Genomic DNA, 14,047 nt, shown 5'->3' with positions numbered 1-14,047 from the left:
AAATTGACGTTACCCATAACAAATGAAAGGCCAGGTAAATCATGCCATTAGTCATTGTTGCTATCGGTGTAATCTTGTTGTTGCTCCTGATGATCCGTTTCAAAATGAACGGCTTCATCGCTCTCGTCCTCGTGGCGCTTGCTGTTGGATTAATGCAAGGAATGCCGCTGGATAAAGTTATTGGCTCCATCAAAGCAGGTGTCGGCGGAACGCTCGGTAGCCTTGCCCTGATCATGGGTTTTGGCGCAATGCTGGGCAAAATGCTGGCAGACTGCGGTGGCGCACAACGTATCGCCACCACGCTGATTGCTAAATTTGGTAAAAAACACATCCAGTGGGCGGTGGTACTGACCGGTTTTACCGTTGGTTTTGCCCTGTTCTATGAAGTGGGTTTCGTGCTGATGCTGCCGCTGGTGTTTACCATCGCGGCTTCCGCGAATATTCCACTGCTGTATGTTGGTGTACCAATGGCGGCTGCACTGTCTGTGACCCACGGCTTCCTGCCACCGCATCCGGGCCCGACTGCGATTGCCACCATTTTCAATGCCGATATGGGTAAAACCCTGCTGTACGGTACTATTCTGGCAATCCCGACCGTGATTCTCGCCGGTCCGGTTTACGCTCGCGTGTTGAAAGGTATCGATAAGCCAATTCCGGAAGGTCTCTACAGCGCGAAAACCTTCAGCGAAGAAGAGATGCCGAGCTTTGGCGTCAGCGTCTGGACCTCTCTGGTGCCGGTAGTACTGATGGCGATGCGTGCGATTGCCGAAATGATCCTGCCGAAAGGTCACGCTTTCCTGCCGGTAGCGGAGTTCCTCGGTGACCCGGTAATGGCTACGCTGATTGCCGTACTGATTGCGATGTTCACCTTTGGTCTGAACCGTGGTCGTTCAATGGATCAGATTAACGACACGCTGGTTTCTTCCATCAAAATCATTGCGATGATGCTGTTGATTATCGGTGGTGGCGGTGCGTTCAAGCAGGTGCTGGTAGACAGCGGCGTGGACAAATACATTGCTTCCATGATGCACGAAACCAACATTTCTCCGCTGCTGATGGCCTGGTCGATTGCTGCCGTACTGCGTATCGCGCTGGGTTCCGCAACCGTTGCGGCAATCACTGCGGGTGGTATCGCGGCACCGCTGATTGCAACGACGGGTGTTAGCCCGGAGCTGATGGTTATTGCGGTTGGTTCCGGTAGTGTGATTTTCTCTCACGTGAACGATCCGGGCTTCTGGCTGTTCAAAGAGTACTTTAACCTGACTATCGGCGAGACCATCAAATCCTGGTCGATGCTGGAAACCATTATCTCGGTGTGCGGTCTGGTAGGCTGTCTGCTGCTGAATATGGTGATTTGATAACACTGACTGCCGGATGCATCGCATCCGGCATCAACCGCACTCTACTTCTTCTTCGCTGCCGCTCTGCGCCGTCTGTCCAAATCCTTCAGCAACTTGTTCACACCATCATCGGCAAACATCGCCTCAAGCGTTGCGGAGAGCTTGCGCCGCCAGTTTTTATACTGGTAACTGGTGCCGGGAATATTTACCGGGTCCGCCATATCCAGCCAGTCTTCTGGCTGTAGTCCTAACAGGGCGCTGTTGCTATCGGCGATGTAGCGCTGTAAGCCACGATTCAGCGTCGGTGTCATCGACATCAACGATGCCTTATGCCCGGCACGTTTTGGCAGGCAACCATATTTATGCAGAGCATCCAGCAGCCCTTGCTTCGCCAGTTCGCGATCCTGATACAGACCGCGCAGTACCACTTCATCCGGATACAGCCCCAGCGTTTTGCCCAGCGTTAAATCCCCGCTCTCCCAGTAGCCGCGTAGCGTAGGCAGGTCGTGTGTCGCCGCAACCGCCATCGACTGCTCTGGGTACGCTTTCGGTGCGCGGAATGTCTTCTCGTGGTCGTTTTCGAAATAGAGCACTTTGTAGGAGTACACACCGCTGCTGCGCAGCTTACCGACAATCTCTACCGGTACGGTACCGAGATCTTCACCAATCACCATACAGCGATGACGTTTACTTTCGAGTGCCAGAATCGAGAGCAGATCATCCACCGGATAGTGAACATACGCGCCCTGATCTGCCGTCTCGCCATACGGTATCCACCACAAACGCAGCATCGACATCACGTGATCAATTCGTAATGCGCCGCAGTTTTGCATATTGGCACGCAACAGCTCGATAAACGGTTCATAGGCACGCGCGGTGATAATATGCGGGTCCATTGGCGGCAATCCCCAGTTCTGCCCCAACGGGCCGAGGATATCCGGCGGCGCGCCAACCGACGCTTTCAGGCAATACAGTTCACGGTCACACCAGGTTTCCGCCCCACCTTCCGCTACGCCAACCGCCAGATCACGATACAAGCCAATCGGCATTTCATAGCCCTGGCTTATCTCCCAGCAGGCGGCAAACTGGCTGTAAGCCAGCCACTGCAACCAGAGATAAAAATCGACGTCATCACGATGTTCTTCGCAGAACTGGCGCACTTCTGGTGAATCCACGTTCTGATACATCTCTGGCCATGCTGGCCAGCCCCAGCGCATTTCGTCCTCTTTCACTTGCTGGGCATGTAGCGCATCAAAGGCTGCCTGCCAGAACAGGCTGTCGCCCTGCTCTGCAACAAACTGGCGAAACGCGGTCATCTGCTCATCATCACGTTGCGCGAAACCTTTCCACGCCATTCGTAATGCTGTCATTTTTAGGGCGGTAACCGTGGAGTAATCAACCCAGTCGGCATCCCGCGCCTGTTGCAGCGTCTGTTGCGTGGTCGGCAACTGCCACCAGGCCTGAGCCTCTTCGCTAAGATGGAAATCTTCAACTGCGTTAACGTCGATATAAATCACATTCAGCCAACGGCGAGAAGACGGGCTATACGGGCTGGCACTTTCCGGATTTGCCGGATAGAGCGCATGAATCGGGTTCAGACCGATGAACGACCCGCCACGTTTTGCCACATCCTCAAGCATCGCTTTGAGATCGCCAAAATCCCCAATACCCCAGTTTTTTTCCGATCGCAGCGTATAAAGCTGAACGCAGGCACCCCACAGCTTTTGTTTATTCAGCAACGCCTGCGGTTCGTAACAGCGTTTCGGGGCGACAATCACCCGGCAATGCGCGCGCTGGTCGTCCTGGGTGAGTGTCAGCGTGTGATAACCTTCCGGCAGCTTCGTCGGTAGATTGAACGCTTTGCCCCCCGTTACATGGCCTTTGTACTGCGTTCCTTCTTCGGTGGTCAGCAGCCAGCTATATTCGCCGCTGCCCTCCACCACCATCGGCATTTTTTTGCCGCTGGTATAAACCATGACATTCGGGACTGGCGTTACCGCCACTTTCGTGGCGGTACGTTGATGCATCGCGTCAAGCAAACGCCGTTTGGTTTCGGCGCTAATCGACTGCGGTTTACCGTGGGCATTGATGTAATTGGGGCTAATCCCCGCCGCCAGCGCGGCATTATCCAGACGTTTGCTTTCCATCGAGCTTCCTTAGCGTTTTGCCTGCCAGATACGAGCCTGATAATCGCGAATAGAGCGATCCGAGCTAAACATACCGCAGCGGGCGGTATTGAGGATCGCCGCGCGAGTCCAGGCCTCCTGGTCGCGGTACAGCACATCCACCTGCTTTTGTGCCTCTACATAAGCGGCGAAATCCGCCATCACCAGATACGGATCGCCGCCCTGTTTGCCGATACTGTGCAGCATCTGGTCGAAGGCATGCTTATCGCCGTCGCTGTATTTACCGCTTTCCAGCTCTTTCAATACTGCGTCCAGCACCTTATCTTTCTTCCGCCATTTCACCGGGTCGTAGCCTTTGGCCAGAATTGCCTTCACTTGTTCCACGGTATGACCAAAAATAAAGATATTTTCTTCACCAACTTTCTCGGCGATTTCAACGTTCGCACCATCCAGCGTACCGACAGTAAGCGCACCATTGAGCGCCAGTTTCATATTGCCGGTACCGGAAGCTTCTTTACCTGCCGTCGAAATTTGTTCGGAGATATCCGCCGCCGGGATCAGTTTTTCCGCCGCCGAAACGCAATAATCCGGCAGGAACACCACCTTCAATTTGTCGCCAACCTGCGGATCGTTGTTGATCACGTCAGCCACTTTGTTGATCGCAAAGATAATGTTTTTCGCCAGGTAGTAGCCCGGTGCCGCTTTCGCGCCAAAGAGGAAGACGCGCGGTACGCGATCAGCCTGCGGGTTTTCACGAATTTCTTTGTACAACGCCAGAATATGCAGCAGATTCAGGTGCTGGCGTTTGTACTCATGCAGACGTTTGATCTGAATATCGAAAATCGCCTGTGGATTGATCTCAATACCGGTACGAACTTTCACAAACTCTGCCAGACGGACTTTATTCGCCTGCTTGATCTCGCGATATTGCTGACGGAATTTCGCATCATCAGCGAATTTTTCCAGATTGATCAGTTGATCGAGATCGTTAGCCCACTCTTTTTTCAGTGATTTATCCAACAGAGCCGCCAGTGCCGGGTTGCACTGTTTGATCCAGCGACGTGGGGTAATACCGTTGGTGACATTATGGAATTTGTTCGGCCATAGCTGGTGATATTCCGGGAACAGATCTTTCACCACCAGATCTGAGTGCAGCGCCGCAACACCGTTCACCGCGAAACCGCCAACCACACACAGGTTCGCCATATGCACTTGTTTGTCGTGCACCACCGCCAGTTTGGCCCACACTTTTTCATCGCCCGGCCAGGTTTTCTCCACCAGCGTTTTAAAGCGAGTATTAATTTCGTTAATAATCTGCATGTGGCGCGGCAGTAAGCCTTTCACCAGTTTCACATCCCAGCGTTCCAGCGCTTCTGGCATCAGGGTATGGTTGGTGTAAGCGAAAGTTTTGCTGGTGATGGCCCAGGCGTCATCCCAGCTCATCTGGTGCTCATCGATCAGCACGCGCAGCAGTTCTGGAATGGCGATAGTTGGGTGGGTATCGTTCAGCTGAATAACTTCGTAATCCGCCAGTTCGTGCAGTTTACGCCCCGCCAGATGATGGCGACGCAAAATATCCGCTACCGAGCAGGCACACTGGAAGTATTGCTGCATCAGGCGCAGCTTTTTACCGGCAGTATGGTTGTCGTTTGGATAGAGAACTTTGGTCAGTTTTTCCGCGTTGATGCCCTGCTGTTCGGCACGCAGGAAATCACCATCGTTAAATTTAGTCAGATCAAACGGATGCGCATGCGTCGCCTGCCACAGACGCAGTGGCTGCGCCACGCCATTACGATAGCCGACAACGGGGAGATCCCACGCTTGACCGGTAATGGTAAACTCCGGCTCCCAGCGTCCATCTTTCGTCACTTTACCGCCAATCCCTACCTGCACATCCAGTGCTTCGTTGTGGCGGAACCACGGGTAGTTACCGCGATGCCAGTCATCCGGCGCTTCAACCTGTTTGCCATCGACAAAAGACTGGCGGAACAAGCCATATTGATAATTAAGGCCGTAGCCAGTAGCTGACTGCCCGACAGTTGCCATTGAGTCGAGGAAGCACGCCGCCAGACGTCCCAGACCACCGTTACCCAGCGCCGGGTCGATCTCTTCTTCCAACAGGTCAGTCAGGTTGATGTCATAAGCCTTCAACGAATCCTGTACATCCTGATACCAGCCGAGATTCAACAGGTTGTTGCCCGTCAGGCGACCAATTAAAAACTCCATTGAGATGTAGTTAACATGTCGCTGATTCGCCACCGGTTTGGCAAATGGCTGAGCACGCAGCATTTCGGCCAGTGCTTCGCTCACTGCCAACCACCACTGACGAGGGGTCATTTCAGCCGCAGAATTTAAGCCATAACGCTGCCACTGACGTGAAAGCGCTTCCTGAAATTGCTTATCGTTAAAAATAGGTTGTGACATAGGAGTTCCACTTTTCTTAGATTTTCAACACAACGTTATCGCTAGTTTGCCAGGCTCGATGTTGACCTTCCTCATCCTGCGGGGGATTAGGCAGGGAGGAGTTGTGGGGATGAGCAAGGAAATGTGATCTCGACCACTTAAAGCTAGTGCAAACCACAGGATTAGCAGCAAATCAATGCTATACAGCGCAGAAAATCTGTATCTAAGTGCAAAAAATGGCCGTTGCGTATTTTCAAAAAGCGGAAGGTAACTCTATAAATTAAGTAAAGGAGTGAAACAGTTTCACAAGTAAAATATCCAGTGTGCTCCATCTCATTCTTAATAGATTTATTAAGATCATCTTTTTAGATGGCACTTTCATCAGAAATGAAGAAGAAACCCTTGCTTAAATGAAACTGATGAACATAAGGAAAATACCGTACAACCCAGTATTCACGCTGGATCAGCGTCGTTTTAGGTGAGTTGTTAATAAACATTTGGAATTGTGACACAGTGCAAATTCAGACACATAAAAAAACGTCATCGCTTGCATTAGAAAGGTTTCTGGCCGACCTTATAACCATTAATTACGAAGCGCAAAAAAAATAATATTTCCTCATTTTCCACAGTGAAGTGATTAACTATGCTGATTCCGTCAAAATTAAGTCGCCCGGTTCGACTCGACCATACCGTGGTTCGTGAGCGCCTGCTGGCTAAACTTTCCGGCGCGAACAACTTCCGGCTGGCGCTGATCACAAGTCCTGCGGGCTACGGAAAGACCACGCTCATTTCCCAGTGGGCGGCAGGCAAAAACGATATCGGCTGGTACTCGCTGGATGAAGGTGATAACCAGCAAGAGCGTTTCGCCAGCTATCTCATTGCCGCCGTGCAACAGGCAACCAATGGTCACTGCGCGATATGTGAGACGATGGCGCAAAAACGGCAATATGCCAGCCTGACGTCACTCTTCGCCCAGCTTTTCATTGAGCTGGCGGAATGGCATAGCCCACTTTATCTGGTCATCGATGACTATCATCTGATCACTAATCCAGTGATCCACGAGTCAATGCGCTTCTTTATTCGCCATCAACCAGAAAATCTCACCCTGGTGGTGTTGTCACGCAACCTTCCGCAACTGGGCATTGCCAATCTGCGTGTTCGTGATCAACTGCTGGAAATTGGCAGTCAGCAACTGGCATTTACTCATCAGGAAGCGAAGCAGTTTTTTGATTGCCGTCTGTCATCGCCGATTGAAGCCGCAGAAAGCAGTCGGATTTGCGATGACGTTTCCGGTTGGGCGACGGCACTGCAGCTAATCGCCCTCTCCGCCCGGCAGAATACCCACTCAGCCCATAAGTCGGCACGCCGCCTGGCGGGAATCAATGCCAGCCATCTTTCGGATTATCTGGTCGATGAGGTTTTGGATAACGTCGATCTCACAACGCGCCATTTTCTGTTGAAAAGCGCCATTTTGCGCTCAATGAACGATGCACTCATCAACCGTGTGACCGGCGAAGAAAACGGGCAAATGCGCCTCGAAGAGATTGAGCGCCAGGGGCTGTTTTTACAGCGGATGGATGATACCGGCGAGTGGTTCTGCTATCACCCGCTGTTTGGTAACTTCCTGCGTCAGCGCTGCCAGTGGGAACTGGCGGCGGAGCTGCCGGAAATCCACCGTGCCGCCGCAGAAAGCTGGATGGCCCAGGGATTTCCCAGCGAAGCGATTCATCATGCGCTGGCGGCAGGCGATGCGCTGATGCTGCGCGATATTCTGCTTAATCACGCCTGGAGTTTGTTCAACCATAGCGAACTGTCGCTGCTGGAAGAGTCGCTTAAGGCCCTGCCGTGGGACAGTTTGCTGGAAAATCCGCAGTTAGTGTTATTGCAGGCGTGGCTGATGCAAAGCCAACATCGCTACGGCGAAGTTAACACCCTGCTAGCCCGTGCTGAACATGAAATCAAGGACATCAGAGAAGGCACCATGCACGCAGAATTTAACGCTCTGCGCGCCCAGGTAGCGATTAACGATGGTAATCCGGATGAAGCGGAACGGCTGGCAAAACTGGCACTGGAAGAGCTGCCGCCGGGCTGGTTCTATAGCCGCATTGTGGCAACCTCGGTGCTGGGTGAAGTGCTGCACTGCAAAGGCGAATTGACCCGCTCACTGGCGCTAATGCAGCAAACCGAACAGATGGCACGCCAGCACGACGTCTGGCACTACGCCTTATGGAGTTTAATCCAGCAAAGTGAAATTCTGTTTGCTCAGGGATTCCTGCAAACCGCGTGGGAAACGCAGGAAAAAGCGTTCCAGCTGATCAACGAGCAGCATCTGGAACAGCTGCCAATGCATGAGTTTCTGGTGCGCATCCGAGCACAACTGTTATGGGCCTGGGCACGGCTGGATGAAGCCGAAGCGTCGGCGCGTAGCGGGATTGAAGTCTTGTCGTCTTATCAGCCACAGCAACAGCTTCAGTGCCTGGCAATGTTGATTCAATGCTCGCTGGCCCGTGGTGATTTAGATAACGCTCGTAGCCAGCTTAACCGTCTGGAAAACCTGCTGGGGAATGGCAAATATCACAGCGACTGGATCTCTAACGCCAACAAAGTCCGGGTGATTTACTGGCAAATGACCAGCGATAAAGCCGCCGCTGCCAACTGGTTGCGTCATACGGCTAAACCGGAGTTTGCGAACAACCACTTCCTGCAAGGTCAATGGCGCAACATTGCCCGTGCACAAATCTTGCTGGGCGAGTTTGAATCTGCGGAAATTGTCCTCGAAGAACTCAATGAAAATGCCCGCAGTCTGCGGTTGATGAGCGATCTCAACCGTAACCTGTTGCTGCTTAATCAACTGTACTGGCAGGCCGGACGTAAAAGTGACGCCCAACGTGTGTTGCTGGACGCATTAAAACTGGCGAATCGCACCGGATTTATCAGTCATTTTGTCATCGAAGGCGAAGCGATGGCGCAACAACTGCGCCAGCTTATTCAACTCAATACGCTGCCGGAGCTGGAACAGCATCGCGCACAGCGTATTCTGCGAGAAATCAATCAACATCATCGGCATAAATTCGCCCATTTCGATGAGAATTTCGTTGAACGTCTGCTAAATCATCCGGAAGTGCCAGAGCTGATCCGCACCAGCCCGTTGACCCAACGTGAATGGCAGGTCCTGGGGCTGATTTACTCCGGTTACAGCAACGAGCAAATTGCAGGTGAGCTGGAAGTGGCGGCAACCACCATCAAGACGCATATCCGCAATCTGTACCAAAAACTCGGTGTCGCCCACCGTCAGGCCGCGGTACAACACGCGCAGAAACTGCTGAAGATGATGGGATATGGGGTGTGAGTTTAGCCGGATAATACGTCGGATCCGGCTTACATCTTTATATCATTCAATGCTCACCCGCGTTACGCCATCCGCCTCCACCAGACTAAACCGCACTGGCAAGAAACGCTCCACCACCGCAATATTGGTCAGCAGATGGCATGAGGGATGGGCGACCGTAAATTCTCCCGCGCCCGCCAGCGCCATCGGCAGTACCAGCTGGTCGGCGAGATATTCCCCCACCGCCGCCGGACTTGCCAGGTAGCGTTTCACCTCTTTCACCAACTGTGCCGCGACCACTTCGGCGCTGACGCGCTTTTCACCGACGACAAAAAAGCGTTCGGTGATATTTTCACTTTCGACTTCAAGCGAAACGGTATTACCCGGTCCCTGGTCACGCGGCAGGTTATGAATATTCTGCTCATGCAGGGAAAAACTCCCCGCCAGTGTAGCGATTTCACGCTCAGCGACATGGCGCGGCACGCCAGCTAATAGCACCTCTCCACGCATCTGCACAATGTTCCCGCGCTCGCCAAGTTGCAAGGTGTTAAACAATGCCACCGGCGAGACTTCCGTTGCCACCACCCCGCCTCCAGCAGGATAAAAACCGTGGCGTAATAATGTGGTTTGCTGATGAATGCCCATTTTCGCCAGCAGCGGCTCCAGCACCCGGCGGATAAAATCCGCAGGCGGTGCCGACGGGTTATCGGTGCCGCCGCTCACTTCAACACGCGAAGGCCCATCAGCAAACCACAGCGCGGGTAGCACCGTTTGCAGCACCAGCGTGCTGCTTCCGGCACTACCGATAGCAAAGCGGTAATCGCCGCCACGCACGGTACCGGGCCGGAAGACCAGACGCTGCGACCCCAGCTCCGCGCCTTCCACCGTTGCTCGGCAAATTTCCGTCGCCGCCTTAACCGCGGTCAGATGCTGGCGCAACAGCCCCGGTTTCGCCCGCCCGGCACGAATGCCGGTGATGGTAAATGGCTGGCCGGTTATCATAGACAGGCTCAGCGCCGAGCGCAGGATCTGCCCGCCGCCTTCGCCCTGTGCGCCGTCCAGCGCAATCATCCTTTTCATCATTTATCCTTTTACGCACACCACCTGACGCAGGGTGTAGATAACTTCCACCAGATCGCTTTGTGTCGCCATCACCGCATCAATATCTTTATACGCCATCGGGATTTCGTCGATCACTTCGGCATCTTTACGGCATTCCACATGCGCGGTGGCACGAATTTGATCTTCCACGCTGAACATTTTTTTCGCTTTAGTACGGCTCATAACCCGCCCGGCACCGTGGCTGCACGAACAGAACGACTCTTCATTTCCCAGCCCACGGACGATAAAGCTTTTCGCTCCCATCGAACCGGGAATAATTCCATATTGACCAGCACGCGCAGACACCGCGCCTTTACGCGTCACGTAGATCTCTTCACCAAAGTGCTGTTCTTTTTGCACATAGTTGTGGTGACAGTTGATCTCTTCCATCGCCAGCGTTTGTGGCTGTCTGACCGTTTTCTGCGTAATGCTCTGCAACGCCGTTACCACGTTTTCCATCATCGCATCGCGGTTAAGGCTGGCAAAAAGCTGCGCCCAGGCCACGGCTTTCAGGTAATCATCAAAGTATTCCGTACCTTCCATAAAGTACGCCAGATCACGCGACGGCAATGTTTCAAGCGTTTCCTGCATCTCTTTTTGCGCCAGATCGATAAAGTAAGTCCCGATGGCGTTACCAATTCCGCGTGAACCGGAGTGCAGCATAATCCACACCTGGTCCGACTCATCAAGGCAGATTTCAATAAAGTGGTTACCCGTTCCCAGCGTTCCCAGGTGTTTATAGTTGTTAGTGTTAAGGAAACGGGGATATTTTTGCGTTAACCACTGATAACCGGCTTCCAGCTCAGCCCATTTCGCATCGACGTTAACAGGCGGATTTTCCCATGCGCCTTTATCACGTTTACAACGTCCGGTAGTACGTCCGTGCGGCACGGCTGTTTCAATCGCCTGACGCAGCTCCGCCAGGTTTTCCGGCAGGTCTGCCGCCGTTAACGCGGTACGCAGCGCGTTCATTCCACAACCGATATCCACGCCCACCGCCGCCGGAATAATCGCCCCTTTGGTCGGGATCACGCTACCAATGGTAGAACCTTTACCCAGGTGTACATCCGGCATTACCGCAATATGTTTGAAAATAAACGGCATCTTCGCCGTATTAATAAGTTGCTGACGCGCATCGGCCTCTACCGGCACGCCTTTGGTCCACATTTTTACCGGGGCATTTTCAGTGGTTAGTAATTCGTAATTCATTTTTTTTCTCTTTTCGTTGTTTGCTGTCCTGATAATTGCAACCGTCGTGCCAGAAAATTAAATAAGCAGCTTAATTTTTATTATTCATTGTTTTTAAAAAGATTATATCTTTACGTCCGTAACCGGAGATTTCCCGCAAAGCCGATTTACCGATAATGAAATCTCGTCTTTTATAAGGATATCTAAGATGCGTAAAACAGTGGCTTTTGGCTTTGTCGGAACGGTGCTGGATTATGTCGGGCGCGGCAGTCAGCGCTGGTCGAAATGGCGTCCGTCACTCTGTCTATGCCAGCAAGAATCGTTAGTCATCAATCGACAGGAATTGTTGCACGACGCCCGCTCGCGCTCGCTGTTTGAAACGCTTAAATGCGATATCGCCAGCGTTTCGCCAGAAACTGAAGTGGTGAGCGTTGAGATTGAACTGCATAACCCGTGGGATTTCGAAGAGGTTTACGCCTGCCTGCATGATTTCGCCCGTGGCTACGCGTTTCAACCTGATAAAGAAGACTATTTAATTCACATCACCACTGGCACCCACGTCGCACAGATTTTCTGGTTTCTGCTGGCGGAAGCGCGTTACCTGCCCGCCCGGCTGATACAATCTTCCCCTCCGCGCAAAAAAGAACAGCCGCGCGGCGCAGGTGAAGTGACGATTATCGATCTCGATTTAAGCCGTTATAACGCCATCGCCAGCCGCTTTGCCGAGGAACGGCAGCAAACGCTCGATTTTCTTAAGTCCGGCATTGCCACGCGTACCCCCCACTTCAACCGCATGATTGAGCAGATTGAAAAAGTGGCGATTAAATCCCGCGCACCGATCCTGCTTAACGGCCCGACCGGTGCGGGCAAGTCATTTCTGGCACGACGCATCTTCGAATTAAAACAGGCACGGCATCAGTTTAGCGGCGCATTTGTAGAAATGAACTGCGCCACTCTGCGTGGCGATACCGCCATGTCGACGCTGTTTGGTCATGTGAAAGGCGCGTTTACCGGGGCGCGGGAATCTCGTGAAGGATTATTACGCAGCGCCAACGGTGGTATGTTGTTTCTTGATGAGATTGGCGAACTGGGCGCAGACGAACAGGCGATGTTGCTGAAAGCCATTGAAGAGAAAACCTTTTACCCATTTGGCAGCGATCGCCAGGTGAGTAGCGACTTTCAGCTTATCGCCGGAACGGTGCGCGATTTGCGTCAGCTGGTTGCCGAAGGCAAATTCCGCGAAGATCTGTACGCGCGGATCAATCTCTGGACCTTCACCTTGCCGGGGCTGAGCCAGCGCCAGGAAGATATTGAACCGAACCTTGATTATGAAGTGGAGCGCCACGCCTCACTCACTGGCGACAGCGTGCGTTTTAACACCGAAGCGCGGCGCGCCTGGCTGGCTTTTGCGACCTCTCCCCAGGCAACATGGCGCGGTAACTTTCGCGAACTTTCTGCCAGCGTCACGCGGATGGCCACCTTTGCCACTAGCGGACGCATCACTCTGGACGTGGTTGAAGATGAGATAAACCGTCTGCGCTATAACTGGCAGGAGAGCCGTCCCTCCGCGCTTACACAACTGCTGGGCGCTGAGGCAGAAAACATCGACCTCTTTGATCGACTGCAACTGGAACACGTAATAGCCATCTGCCGCCAGGCAAAGTCACTTTCTGCTGCCGGTCGCCAGCTTTTTGATGTTTCGCGCCAGGGGAAAGCCAGCGTCAACGACGCGGATCGGCTACGCAAATACCTGGCGCGTTTTAATCTGACGTGGGAAGCCGTGCAGGATCAGCACAGCTCCAGTTGAATATGGTGGTCCGTCAGCACCTGCATCACGCTTACTGGCGGCGGGGCGTCGGTGTAGACGGCATCTACCATGCTGATACTGCCCATATTGACCATCGCGTTACGGCCAAATTTCGAGTGATCGACAACCAGCATAACGTGGCGCGAGTTCTCAATAATGGCGCGTTTGGTGCGAACTTCGTGGTAATCGAACTCCAGCAGCGAGCCGTCACTGTCAATGCCGCTGATCCCCAGAATGCCGAAATCAAGGCGGAACTGGGAGATAAAATCGAGTGTCGCTTCGCCAATGATCCCGCCATCGCGGCTGCGTAATTCGCCACCGGCGAGAATAATGCGAAAATCTTCTTTTACCATCAAAGTGTTAGCGACGTTGAGATTGTTGGTGACAATGCGCAAATTGCTGTGATTAAGCAGCGCGTGCGCCACCGCTTCCGGGGTGGTGCCGATATCGATAAACAGCGTCGAGCCGTTGGGGATTTGCTCCGCCACTTTGCGGGCGATGCGCTCTTTTTCTTCGGTCTGGGTGGCCTTGCGATCGTGCCACGGGGTGTTAACCGAACTGGAAGGCAGCGCCGCACCGCCATGATGGCGCAGGATCAGGTTTTGCTCTGCCAGCTCGTTGAGGTCGCGACGAATAGTCTGCGGGCTGACGGAGAAGTGCTCCACCAGTTCCTCGGTACTGACATAACCCTGCTGTTTAACCAGTTCGATAATACCGTTGTGACGTTGTGTTTGTTTCATTTATAAATCCCTGG

General features: G+C 53.0%; 8 protein-coding genes. 3 read left to right on the top strand and 5 right to left on the bottom strand.

The window, feature by feature from the left end; genetic code table 11:
• Positions 1-41: 41 nt before the first annotated feature.
• Positions 42-1,358, top strand: a complete 1,317-nt coding sequence (gene gntT, locus ACJHWT_RS09840) for a gluconate transporter (RefSeq protein ID WP_001131758.1) — start codon at positions 42-44, stop codon at positions 1,356-1,358.
• Between the two features lie 44 nt (positions 1,359-1,402).
• On the opposite strand, the gene malQ is transcribed toward gntT, so the two are convergent.
• Together malQ and malP are read right to left on the bottom strand one after the other, a co-directional pair.
• The gene (malQ, locus tag ACJHWT_RS09835) at positions 1,403-3,487 is read right to left on the bottom strand and encodes a 4-alpha-glucanotransferase (RefSeq protein ID WP_000444328.1); all 2,085 of its coding nucleotides are present in this window, start codon (positions 3,485-3,487) and stop codon (positions 1,403-1,405) included.
• A gap of 9 nt (positions 3,488-3,496) precedes the next feature.
• The gene (gene malP, locus ACJHWT_RS09830; RefSeq protein ID WP_000081881.1) at positions 3,497-5,890 is read right to left on the bottom strand and encodes a maltodextrin phosphorylase; all 2,394 of its coding nucleotides are present in this window, start codon (positions 5,888-5,890) and stop codon (positions 3,497-3,499) included.
• Between the two features lie 622 nt (positions 5,891-6,512).
• Between malP and malT the strand changes: the two genes are divergently transcribed.
• Entirely contained in the window at positions 6,513-9,218 is a 2,706-nt protein-coding gene (gene malT / locus ACJHWT_RS09825) for an HTH-type transcriptional regulator MalT (RefSeq protein ID WP_000906987.1), read from the top strand.
• A gap of 42 nt (positions 9,219-9,260) precedes the next feature.
• Here the strand turns inward: malT and rtcA are convergent, their stop codons facing one another.
• A complete protein-coding gene (gene rtcA / locus ACJHWT_RS09820) occupies positions 9,261-10,277 on the bottom strand; it encodes an RNA 3'-terminal phosphate cyclase (RefSeq protein WP_001696267.1) in 1,017 nt (338 codons plus the stop codon).
• A 3-nt stretch (positions 10,278-10,280) separates the two neighbouring features.
• The gene (gene rtcB / locus ACJHWT_RS09815) at positions 10,281-11,507 is read right to left on the bottom strand and encodes an RNA-splicing ligase RtcB (protein ID WP_065203364.1); all 1,227 of its coding nucleotides are present in this window, start codon (positions 11,505-11,507) and stop codon (positions 10,281-10,283) included.
• Positions 11,508-11,694: 187 nt separating this feature from the next.
• Here rtcB and rtcR point away from each other — a divergent pair, with 187 nt between their 5' ends.
• Complete coding sequence (gene rtcR, locus ACJHWT_RS09810) at positions 11,695-13,293, top strand: DNA-binding transcriptional regulator RtcR (protein ID WP_001232984.1); 1,599 nt, start codon at positions 11,695-11,697, stop codon at positions 13,291-13,293.
• Here the strand turns inward: rtcR and ACJHWT_RS09805 are convergent.
• Complete coding sequence (locus ACJHWT_RS09805; RefSeq protein ID WP_000815099.1) at positions 13,275-14,033, bottom strand: DeoR/GlpR family transcriptional regulator; 759 nt, start codon at positions 14,031-14,033, stop codon at positions 13,275-13,277. The genes rtcR and ACJHWT_RS09805 overlap by 19 nt on opposite strands.
• Positions 14,034-14,047: the final 14 nt, after the last annotated feature.

The sequence above is a fragment of the Escherichia sp. WS338 genome, from assembly GCF_046486405.1.
Taxonomy (GTDB): Bacteria; Pseudomonadota; Gammaproteobacteria; order Enterobacterales; family Enterobacteriaceae; genus Escherichia; species Escherichia coli.
This window is presented reverse-complemented; position numbering and strand designations above follow the sequence as displayed.

Bases quoted from the DNA above. Each gene is read 5' to 3' on its own strand.
- malP (WP_000081881.1), bottom strand. From the start codon at position 5,890: ATGTCACAACCTATTTTTAACGATAAGCAATTTCAGGAAGCGCTTTCA.
- malT (WP_000906987.1), top strand. From the start codon at position 6,513: ATGCTGATTCCGTCAAAATTAAGTCGCCCGGTTCGACTCGACCATACC.
- ACJHWT_RS09805 (WP_000815099.1), bottom strand. From the start codon at position 14,033: ATGAAACAAACACAACGTCACAACGGTATTATCGAACTGGTTAAACAG.
- rtcR (WP_001232984.1), top strand. From the start codon at position 11,695: ATGCGTAAAACAGTGGCTTTTGGCTTTGTCGGAACGGTGCTGGATTAT.
- gntT (WP_001131758.1), top strand. From the start codon at position 42: ATGCCATTAGTCATTGTTGCTATCGGTGTAATCTTGTTGTTGCTCCTG.
- rtcA (WP_001696267.1), bottom strand. From the start codon at position 10,277: ATGAAAAGGATGATTGCGCTGGACGGCGCACAGGGCGAAGGCGGCGGG.
- malQ (WP_000444328.1), bottom strand. From the start codon at position 3,487: ATGGAAAGCAAACGTCTGGATAATGCCGCGCTGGCGGCGGGGATTAGC.
- rtcB (WP_065203364.1), bottom strand. From the start codon at position 11,507: ATGAATTACGAATTACTAACCACTGAAAATGCCCCGGTAAAAATGTGG.